The organism is uncultured Leptotrichia sp. (assembly GCF_938036635.1).
GTDB classification, from domain to species: domain Bacteria; phylum Fusobacteriota; class Fusobacteriia; order Fusobacteriales; family Leptotrichiaceae; genus Leptotrichia; species Leptotrichia hongkongensis.
On the sequence record NZ_CALHQO010000100.1, the window covers coordinates 1 to 2,394 of the forward strand.

At 31.8% G+C, this 2,394-nt stretch carries 2 protein-coding genes; both read right to left on the minus strand.

From position 1 onward, the window contains the following. Positions 1–163: 163 nt before the first annotated feature. Entirely contained in the window at positions 164–1,357 is a 1,194-nt protein-coding gene (gene fabV, locus Q0370_RS01830) for an enoyl-ACP reductase FabV (protein WP_299571319.1), read from the minus strand. Between the two features lie 175 nt (positions 1,358–1,532). After that, positions 1,533–2,276: an SDR family oxidoreductase gene (locus Q0370_RS01835; protein WP_039900891.1), complete on the minus strand. Its 744-nt coding sequence runs from the start codon at positions 2,274–2,276 to the stop codon at positions 1,533–1,535. Between the last annotated feature and the right edge of the window lie 118 nt (positions 2,277–2,394).

Below are 2,394 nucleotides of genomic sequence, written 5' to 3' on the forward strand. Positions count from 1 at the left end.
AGTAGTTTATTTTTGTTAAAATAAAAAAATCAAAATAAAGATGTATAAACATAATTATAATTTTAAAGTAAATTTATGATGTATAATAAAAGACTATCTAAAAGAATATTTTTTCTAAAAGATAGTCTAATTTTTTTGTTATTTATTTTGTAAATTTTTTAAATTAAGGTTTTAATTTAGCTAATTCATCTAAATCAACATCAGCGTCATAATCCACATTATCAAAGTCAAATCCATTTAATTGCATGAATTCCTCTCTTGCTCCAGCGTAATCGCTTATTTCCTTAAAGTTATCTGGAGTAACTTTATCCCAAAGAGCTTCTACTTCAGCCTGAACGTCTTCACGCATTTCCCAGTTATCTGGACGTAATCTTCTTTCTTCATCAATAACAGGATTGTTTCCATAAACCATTTGAGTTAAAAGTCTGTGTTTTTGTTCGATTGTACCTTCATGGATACCTTTTTCCTTCATTACTTTGTAAAGCAATGCTGCATATAATGGGAAAATAGGGATAACCGCACTTGCTTTTGTCATTAAGGCTTTACTTAATGAAACGTATGCTTCTCCATTGTATTTTTCTTTTAAAAAGTCATTTAAAACATCAGAAGTATGTTCCAAATCTCTTTTTGCAGCTCCAATTGTACCTTCTTTATAGATTCCATAAGTTACTTTTGGGCCTAGATAAGAGTAAGCTACTGTTTTGAAGCCTTCAGAAAGAACGCCACCTTTATCAAGCGCTTCAATCCATAATTTCCAGTCTTCTCCACCCATAACTTTTACAGTGCTTTTGATTTCATCTGGAGTTGCGACACCCATTGTTGTTTCTTCCATAACTTCTTTTTCAAAGTTGATAGTTGGACCTGTAATGTCCTTTGTTGTAGATTTTAATGCTGAACGGTAAGTTACACCGTCAATTGGATCAGTTCTAACTGCACTTGCTAAGCTGTAAATTAACAAGTCGATTTTTCCACCAAATTCTTCTTTAATGAACTTTATTACATCATCTTTCATTTCCATTGAAAAAGCATCACCAATAAAGTTTTTAGAAACTAATCCTTCTTTTTTAGCAGCTTCGTTAAAGGCAATTGTATTCCACCAACCAGCAGAACCTGCTCTTTTTCCTTCTACCCCTTTTTCAAATGCCACTCCGATAGTTTCTGCTCCGGCACCGAAGGCAAGGGAGATTCTTGTTGCAAGTCCGTATCCAGATGAAGAACCGATAATTAGAACTTTTTTTGGACCTTCATATTTATCTTGTGATTTTACATAGTCAATTTGCCTTTTTACAAATTCTTTCGCTCCAATTGGATGGTTTGTAAGTGCTAAACCACCTTTTAATCTAGGTTTTATAACCATTTTTTCTTTTCCTCCTAAAAAATTATTTATTATAATTATTTTTCAATTTTAAAAAAATCATACATTTAAAATGATAACATATTTTAAGTTAAGTTTTCAAGAAATATTTTAAATTAAATCAAAACAAATAACTTTATCAATCAAAGTATTCTTTTAAGAAAAAGTTTAAATAAGTTTATAATTGTGCTGTTGGATAAAGCGTGATTTCATTCATGCTTACTTCTTCAGGCAAGTCAATGGCAAATTTTACAGCTTCGGCAACTATCATTGGATCTGCCCCAATTGTATCATAAAGAAATTCGATTCTTTCCTTAATTGCTTTGTTTGTAATACGTGTTGCAAGCTCAGTTCTGAATGCTCCTAGATATAGAGTTGTTGTACGGACATTCATTTTTTCGTTGGCACTTTCTTTTCTTAATACTTCCATTAGTGCTTTTACACCGTGTTTTGTGGCACAGTAAACTCCTGCTCCAAGATATGTATTTAGTCCAGCGACAGAAGATGTGCTGATAACGTGTCCAGATTTTTGCTTAATAAAATGTGGAAGTACAGCTTCAATACCGTTTAAGACACCTTTTAAGTTCACATCTATCATTTCGTCCCATTCGCTATTTTTTAGTTCTGACAACGGTGCGTTTGGCATTAATCCAGCATTATTGAAAATAACGTCTATTTTTCCATATTCAGAAATTGCAAAATCAACCAATGCTTTTACTTCTTCTCTTTTTGATACATCTGTCACTTTGTAAGCGGCTTCCCCTCCTTTTTCCTTTATTTCAGCAACAGCTTCCTGTAATTTGTCTTCATTTCTTGCAGCAAGTACAACTTTTGCTCCGCTTTCTCCTAATAATTTCGCAGTAGCCCTTCCAATTCCTGAAGAAGCTCCTGTAACAATAACGACTTTGTTTTTAACAGCCATTTAAATCATCTCCTTTAAATAATTAATTTTTATACAATCAAATTATATCATATCTTTTTAAAAAGTCAATAGGTCTATATATATCTATTATAAAAAATAAATGATATGTTATAGTTGT

Coding starts and splice junctions, on each gene's coding strand:
- fabV (WP_299571319.1), bottom strand. CDS start 1,357: ATGGTTATAAAACCTAGATTAAAAGGTGGTTTAGCACTTACAAACCAT.
- Q0370_RS01835 (WP_039900891.1), bottom strand. CDS start 2,276: ATGGCTGTTAAAAACAAAGTCGTTATTGTTACAGGAGCTTCTTCAGGA.